At 44.7% G+C, this 7295-nt stretch carries 6 protein-coding genes; all 6 read right to left on the minus strand.

What is annotated here, in order from left to right; all coding sequences use genetic code 11:
- Window positions 1-88 precede the first annotated feature (88 nt).
- Window positions 89-1129 carry a LacI family DNA-binding transcriptional regulator gene (locus AB5Z12_RS12780; RefSeq protein ID WP_118582645.1) on the minus strand — a complete coding sequence of 347 codons (1041 nt, stop codon included), beginning with the start codon at window positions 1127-1129 and terminating at the stop codon, window positions 89-91.
- Between the two features lie 81 nt (window positions 1130-1210).
- Window positions 1211-1924, minus strand: a complete 714-nt coding sequence (locus AB5Z12_RS12785; RefSeq protein ID WP_118582642.1) for a hypothetical protein — start codon at window positions 1922-1924, stop codon at window positions 1211-1213.
- 160 nt (window positions 1925-2084) lie between these two features.
- Window positions 2085-2942 carry a carbohydrate ABC transporter permease gene (locus tag AB5Z12_RS12790; RefSeq protein WP_226815327.1) on the minus strand — a complete coding sequence of 286 codons (858 nt, stop codon included), beginning with the start codon at window positions 2940-2942 and terminating at the stop codon, window positions 2085-2087.
- Window positions 2943-2945: 3 nt separating this feature from the next.
- A complete protein-coding gene (locus AB5Z12_RS12795; RefSeq protein WP_118582639.1) occupies window positions 2946-3863 on the minus strand; it encodes a carbohydrate ABC transporter permease in 918 nt (305 codons plus the stop codon).
- Between the two features lie 204 nt (window positions 3864-4067).
- On the minus strand, window positions 4068-5423 hold the full coding sequence (locus tag AB5Z12_RS12800) for a sugar ABC transporter substrate-binding protein (protein WP_173717466.1): 1356 nt from the start codon (window positions 5421-5423) through the stop codon (window positions 4068-4070).
- An 87-nt stretch (window positions 5424-5510) separates the two neighbouring features.
- Window positions 5511-7295, minus strand: a 1785-nt coding sequence (locus AB5Z12_RS12805; protein WP_368368672.1) for a glycoside hydrolase family 127 protein, incomplete at its 5' end; no start/stop codon positions are given.

Consider the following 7295-nt stretch of genomic DNA (forward strand, 5'->3'; position numbering starts at 1 on the left):
TAATGTGCTGGTCGTTATTCCGGACGCATTTGGACAATGCGTCCCTCCTGAAGAACTTTTCAGCACATTAAATAGCAAATACCGTTCTCTATGCCTCCACCGCATTCACCGACTCCCGAATACAAGGAATACACTCCACAAAGCAATTTCCATTATCCAACTCCACTTCTTCTTTTGTCAGAATCCCAATAATGATCTGACAGGCTTTATAGCCAATATCATGAAGAGGAAGAGCCATGGTAGTAAGCGGCGGCTTTTCATAGCATGCCATTTCACGGTTATCATAGCCAGCCACAGCCACATCTTTCCCAGCATGAAGCCCAAGCTCTTCCAAACGGTCATAGGTTCCACCAGCCATGAAATCATTCATACAGAAAATAGCTGTTGCACCCTTTTCCAAAAGGATATCTGTGTTCTCATAACCACTCTGCCGATCCCAGTCACCATAAGTGACCATATCCGGATCATAGAGAATCCCTCCTTCGAACAAAGCCTTCTGGTAGCCCTCCAGACGGGACTGGGTATGAATACTCTCCTTCTTACCTGCGATAACACCAATTTTCCTGTGTCCTCTGGAAACAATATAACTGACCAGATCATGGGCACCTTTGATATCCTTCACCACTACAGATGGGATTTTCCCACTGCCAGTAAAGCCATAAGCAACTACCGTTGGAATGGGCAGATCCTCTGGGATAATATCGATCAGGCGCTCATGGGCAGCCACATAAATAATTCCTTCGACCTGCTTTGCCAGAAGCTTCTGGAACTCCTGACGTACAATTTCTTTGTGACGGTTATCACGGTAATAATTATCCTGGAATTTCTTATAAAGACGGAGATTTACAAGAAGAATCTGGTAATCAGCTTCCTCACAGTATTCCGTAATGCCGTCGATAATATCAGGAAGAGCAAAAACTGTCATATCTTCTGCAATAACACCGATACTTCTGGTGTTTTTGGTTTTCAGATTTTTGGCAACATAATTAGGCGTATAATTCATCTCGCGAATCACCTTCTCTACACGCTCCCTGGTGGCATCACCAACGCTGCCTTTATGATTTATAATATTGGAAACAGTCGCAACTGATACGTTACAGGCTTTTGCAATTTCTTTTATGGTCGGCATGGAACTTCTCCCTCCGGTTTTTTTATTAATTCTTTCTATCACAATCTTATCATATTTTATTCACAGCCACAATCGCCATCTCTACTCCCCTGCTCTTCTACTTTGTAATTTTTCAAAGGGCTGCAGCACCCTTCGCTCCACGGCCCTGTCCACACAGGCATATATCACCATCTGCGGAAAAGAAACGCCGATCGTAAGCAGCAGAAACAGAGAATATGGTGCCAGTGCCAGCAAAATTCCGCCGGCAATTACCACAGTGATTACGATCACCATACTCAGCTTCCATTCCAATACCATAATGAGAAATGTATTTTTCAGCAATACCCCCACGCCAAGGTCTAACATAGCGGACATTACAAAATAATATCCACCAATAAGTATGGCAAAGATCATTACACCAATCCCACACCCAATCAGCACATCATGGGTAGTTCCCTTGCCAAAATTTCCAGCAAGACTGAGCAGATAACAGGAATAGAATCCCAGAGCGCCGGTGAGCACTCCCGCCGGAAGATTTTTCAGAATATCAGACTTAAATTCTTTCCAGTAATCCTCCAGGGAAAAACCATATCCTACCCGGTAAATCGCCGAAAGATAACGGTTCAGTGCTGACAGAGCTGCCGGAATCGTCACGATTGGAATACAGCACAAAAGGAACAGCACATTTGCCCCAACCAGTCTGCCGGCGTAATTCCAGAGTACATAACCAACTCTCTTCACACCGCCCTTTGGCGTCTCTTTCTCCTTATCATTATTTCCCTGATACCAGTCCATGAATCTTTTTGTCAGTCTCATATGCTTTTCCTCAAAATTACTGCCTGATTACAGCCTCTTCATACACCCCACAAAGCATTGTCTTAGAGCGTGTTTGAAAAAGAGGCTTTTTACATCCTCATTTTAAATTTCGTACAGGCAGGACCACCGCCCTGCCTGAAAATGTTAATATTGTTATAATTTAATTTTTCATACCAGTCAGCACAATTCCTTCCACAAAGCTCTTCTGCCCGAAGATATAAATCACAATACCAGGAAGGATTGTCATAAACGTGGCTGCCAGTGCCACCGGCCAGTTAGTTCCGAATGAGCCGGTAAAGTTGGTCAGCGCAATGGCAAAGGTAAATTTGCTCATGCTGTTAATGTAAATGATCTGCTGAAGCAGGTCGTTCCATATCTGGATGAACAGCATCATTCCAACTACAACTACCGCCGGTTTAATTGAAGGAACAAGAATTGTCCATAGGATTCTCATTCTTCCAGCCCCGTCAATGGAAGCCGCCTCATCAAGTTCCTTTGGAATCGTCATCAGAAACTGCCGGATCAGGAAAATGTTGAAAAAGCCACCACCTGTTAAGAACGGCAAGATCAACGGCCAATATGTATCACCCAGTCCCATTCCCTTTGTCCAGAAAATATACAGAGGAATCAAGGTTACCATTCCCGGAAGAAGAATCGTGCCAACACAGATGTTGAAGATCAGCTTTTTCCCGCGGAAACGAAGTCTTGCAAAGGCATATCCGCAAAAAATCGCAGTGATGGTACCAAAGGTAACTGCCGGAATGATAATGGTGAATGTGTTCTTAAAATAAGTCCAGTACTCAAAAGTCTCCAGCGCTTTGGAATAGTTTGACCAGAGCCACTCATGAGGAATAAAGGAAGGCGGATATTCATTCAATGCTGCCGTGCTCATCAGGGAAGAACGGAAAATCCACCAGATGGGAAGAAGTACCAATGCAGCCAGAATCAGTACAATGAAAAACGCCAGAACATTAAAGGCTTTTTCTTTTTTCTTTCTGCTTGCCATTTTTCCAGCCATTTCTCATTCCCCCTCTCCGAAAATCTGTTCTTTCTGCGTCTTAAAGAGTACTGCCGTAAAAATTCCAACCAGGATAAAGAAGATCACAGAATAAGCAGCTGCATATCCCAGTTTGTTTTTCTTAAATGCATAAAGATAAATAACATAGGACATAAACATGGACTTTTTTCCTGGGCCGCCATCTGTAAGAGCCAGCGCCGGGTTGATAACCTGCAGGTGTGTGATCAGGGCAGTCAGCACGTTGTAAAAAATAATCGGGGAAATGCTTGGAATGGTAACGTTCCAGAAGCGCTGCCATGCATTTGCACCATCAATTTCCGCTGCTTCCATGTAAACCCGCGGTACATTCTGAAGTCCTGCAAGGAAAACCACGATCAGGTTGCCGCTTGTCCAGATTGCAATTACTACCAGGGAAGGTACTACCTGACTCGGACTGTCCAGGAATCTCTGAGGTTTCAGTCCCACCATTCGAAGGACAAAGTTAAAAAGTCCGAAGTTACCTTCATATAACCATTGCCATCCTTTGTAAACACCGATTGCAGGCAAAAGGTATGGAATGAAGAAAACAGAACGGAATAATGTCCGTCCCCATATTTTCATATTCAAAAGCAGGGCTACCAGAAGAGAATAGATAATAGCGCCTACCACAGCCAGAAGAGCGTACAAAATTGTCGCTTTTATAGAATCTGCGAAATAAATATCTTTTGTAAAAATACGCTGGAAGTTCTCCAGACCTACAAACTCCGGTGAGGAAAGACCATTCCACTTAAATACGCTTAAAACAAATACTGCCAGTGTCGGCAGATAACTGATCAGACTTACTCCAAGGAATGCCGGTATCAGACAGAGATAAGCGGTCCTTTCTTCTTTTCTACCGGCCCTTGATGTCACTTTTATTTTGTTTTTCTTATTTGCTTTCATGCCCGCACCTCTTAAAAGGGAGCTGACCGGTATCTGTCAGTAATATGAAATAATATCCTTGGACAGTAACCGGTCAGTCCAGTTGCTTTTCCTATTTTTCAGCAGATTTTCACTGCTGCTTCATGTTACCTATTATCAGTAACTGTTTCGTTCACTATTTTGCTATAAAATAACCAGCTCTAGAGCCTGTATGAACAGCTCCGATCAGCCATTGTTCTCAGCAAAGATATCCTGAAGCTCTTCCAGGTTCTCGTTAATCGCTTCTTCCATGGTCTCCTCACCAGCCCATACGCTGGAGAATACAGAATCAAGTGTGGCGTTGAACTCTTCAGTTCCGTTTACATAATACCAGGAGGTAGATTGTGCGTTGTTCATAGCATAATCCACAACTGCGCTCTTGTACATGTCTTTATCCGGATAGTTCGGGTTGCTGATCCATTTATCTGTTTTCTCAGGATCTGTGTACCAGGAATCCAGGATCGGCATCCATGTTCCAGCCTCGATCAGGGACCAGGAATTCTCTTCCTGATAATACCATTTCAGCCATTCCATAGCTTCTTCCGGGTGCTCTGTTGTGGAGAATACCACGTTTGGTCCACCAGTACAGATAGTAACTTTTTCTTTCATGTAAGGCAGAACACCTACACCGTAATCAAAATCAGCGCTTGGTCCAAGGAAGGTGCCGACGTTCCATGCACCGTCTGTTGCCATAACCACCTTTTTGCTTCCAAGGGAGGATTCCAGAGCATTAGCAGCACTTGTTACAGGAGGTGCGCAGTGGTAAACGTCTGACAGATCTGCGATTCTCTGAAGTGCTTCTACCGTTTCCGGAGAGTCAATGGTGCATTCAGAGCCATCTTCGCTGTAATATCCGCCGCCATTGGATTTTGCCCATACTTCCAGCTGCCATGGCAGTGTGTTAATGGTACATCCGTAAATATCTACATTGTCCGGATCAAAATCAGGATCCAAAGCATTCTTTCCATTGATATCCAGAGTCAGCTTCTGTGCTGTCTGGACAAAAGTATCCCAATCCCATGCATCCTCAGCATCTGCCGGAGGAGTCACCTCTGAAGGATCGATTCCCTGCTTCTCACAAACCTCTTTCAGAAGATCGTTGTTGTACCAAAGGTTCAGAACTTCGTTTGCTGCAGAATATGCAACTGGTGTGCCGTCGTAACGGAATGTCAGACAATCCAGAGGTTTGGCATCGCCTTCACCATACATAGAGCTGATGTCTGCAAGAAGTCCGTTCTCTGCAAATTTCAGCACGCCGGCCTCACTCATAATACCGGTATCCGGAAGCTCACCAGCTGTAGCCATGGCATTCAGCTTGGTAACGTAGGTATCGTGATCGATCTTCACTACTTCTACTTCGATCTTGTCCTGTTCGCTGTTGAACTTATCAGCAACTGCCTGTGTAGCTGCTGTCTCAGTTTCATTTCCCCACTGTGCATATGTGATCTTTACTCTGTCACCATCTGCTGCAAAAACCGGAACTGCTGCTCCAACCATCATTGTACCTGCAAGTAAAATCCCCAATAACTGTTTTTTCTTCATACTACTTCTCCTTTTCTTAATCTTATTATAACGGCTTTGCCTGGCCGCTGTAAACATTTACTGTTTTAAAGTTAATCTGTAATACTGTCATATCCGCAGCTTGTGCCATACAAGCATTTCCCCCTGTCCCCGGTTGTTCCACATACAATACGGAACGGCCCGCAGAGAAACTTCTTCTTTTTCCAGCTCTACACTTCCGTACAACTGATTTTCGCCGTCTGCACCTTTGTTTCTTACACGTATTCCTTTATAGGAAAGAGTTGGAACATTTCCTACCAGTTCTTCTGCGGGAGCGTTTTCTTCTATCGAAGTGTTCTCTTCTACAAAAATCTCTGAAAGGAATCTGCCGTTTTCTTTTTCCTCCAGGCAATACACCAGCGGACCTTTCATCAGGGCTGTTTTTCCTGCATCTGCCCTCACCTGGTCATTGGCTCCCATCCATCTGGGAACCACATGGAAATCAATACTGATCCGTGTGTCTCCCGGTGAAATGCAAAGCCTCTGATAGCCTTTGTCAGGCTGCGTTTTTATGGAAATTCCATTCTGCACACATTCCCATTTCTCACTGTACCAGGGAATGCGGATGTTCAGGATTCCTGGTCCGGACGACTGCACCTGGAGCTGAACCTTTCCATCCTGCAAAAGCGTGGAATCCATTTTTATCTTCATACGGCTCTCTTTGATTTCTGTATCTGCTGTAGAGGAGATAAACTGGTTAATATAAACCCCTTCCTCATCTTCTGCGTATATGTACTGTCCCAAAGAAGCAAGGGTTCTTCCCACATTTGGCGGGCAACAGGCAACTCCAAACCATTTCTGCCTTACCGGTTTCACATGCTCCATGTAAGTGTGCTCTGTGCAAAATTCCGGAACCACCTCAAGTGGGTTTACATAAAAGTACCGGTCTCCTGCAATATTGATTCCTGCAATCACAGTGTTATACAACGCTTTCTCTACATAGTCATAATAAGAAGCATCTCCTGTGATGGCTGCCATTCTCTGCCCGAACATCATCACACCGATAGATGCGCAGGTTTCAGAATAGTTGGTACTGTTTGGAAGATCGTAATCTGTAGTAAACCGCTCGCGGAAGCCGCTGCTTCCGATTCCTCCTGTAATGTACATCCGCCGTGTCGTCATGTTCTCCCAAATTCTGCTGCAAGCTTCCATAAGCCCTGAATCGGCATCTTCTCCGGCCAGATCAGCCATTGCGGAGCACATATACATTTCCCTTACTGCATGTCCAACTGCCTCATCCTGCTCTACAGGAGGCTTGTGAGCCTGGGAATATTCCAGATCGTACCTCTCGAACTCCGGAAAAAATTCCGGATGTCCTCTTCCCGCAATTTCTGCCTGCAAATAATTAGGATTCCTGCCCCTCTCCTGGATAAAATACCTGGCCTGCTGAAGATAAATCTTCTTTCCGGTCTCCCGGTAAAGCTTCACCAGGGCCAGTTCAATTTCCTGATGTCCCGGATAACCTCGTTTCTGGCCTTTTCCTGTACCAAACACCCTGCATATGAGATCTGCATTTTTCTTTGCAATATTAAGGATTTTCTCCTTACCTGTAGCCTGGTAATAAGCAACAGCAGCTTCGATCATATGTCCGGCTGTGTACAATTCGTGGCCCTCCACCAGATTGGTCCACTTCTTCGCAGGGGCATTTACGGAAAAATAAGTATTCAGATATCCATCTGGTTCCTGTGCTTTCCCTATCAGATCAATAACCTGATCTGCCAGCTCTTCCAGATGCTCCCCACGGCCACCTGCTATGGTCAACATCATAAACTTAAGAAAAAAATGGAAAGGAATCTGTTCGCAGGTTCCTTTCATTGTGTTAAAATATAGGCAGGGGTGTATATGATTAAATCT

This window comes from Ruminococcus sp. RTP21358st1_G6_RTP21358_211008 (genome assembly GCF_040908885.1).
In the GTDB taxonomy this organism is placed as follows: domain Bacteria; phylum Bacillota; class Clostridia; order Lachnospirales; family Lachnospiraceae; genus Blautia_A; species Blautia_A faecis.